The organism is Shewanella sp. S1-49-MNA-CIBAN-0167 (assembly GCF_040310145.1).
In the GTDB taxonomy this organism is placed as follows: Bacteria; Pseudomonadota; Gammaproteobacteria; order Enterobacterales; family Shewanellaceae; genus Shewanella; species Shewanella psychromarinicola.
Genome location: NZ_JBEOPO010000127.1, coordinates 1 through 404, shown reverse-complemented (window position 1 = coordinate 404; position 404 = coordinate 1). Strand labels below are relative to the sequence as shown.

The window sequence follows — 404 nt, the reverse complement described above, 5'->3', positions numbered from 1 at the left end:
CATCATGATCATTAACGACAACTGGAACATGGTTTTGGTGTTGTTGCGTTTCACCCCAATGATAATTAACGGCACCATTAAGAAAAATGCACCAACAAAAGCGGGGAAGTACAACATCCAATGCTTTTCTTTGACTAAACCTGCATCCACCAAATCGAGCGGCAATGCAACAAACACCGCGGTTAGCACTAAGTGCAGAATAAAAATACCGGCATCTAGGCGAAATAACTGCGGGTCTAACAACATACGCTTTAATTTTGTCGGAGTGGCGACCGTATCGCCTTTAGGCGCTTGGCTAATAGGATTGGGAACAAAAAACTGCACAATTAACATGCCCAATACTGCCAGAACTGCGGTTAATAAAAACAACCCCGTTAAGCCCATGTATTGCGCCACAATAGGCC

The 404-nt window shown here is 44.1% G+C and carries 1 protein-coding gene; it reads right to left on the bottom strand.

The window, feature by feature from the left end; translation table 11 throughout:
* Window positions 1-404: MFS transporter (locus AAEZ00_RS20665; RefSeq protein ID WP_502959348.1), on the bottom strand; the 404-nt coding region annotated here is incomplete at both ends.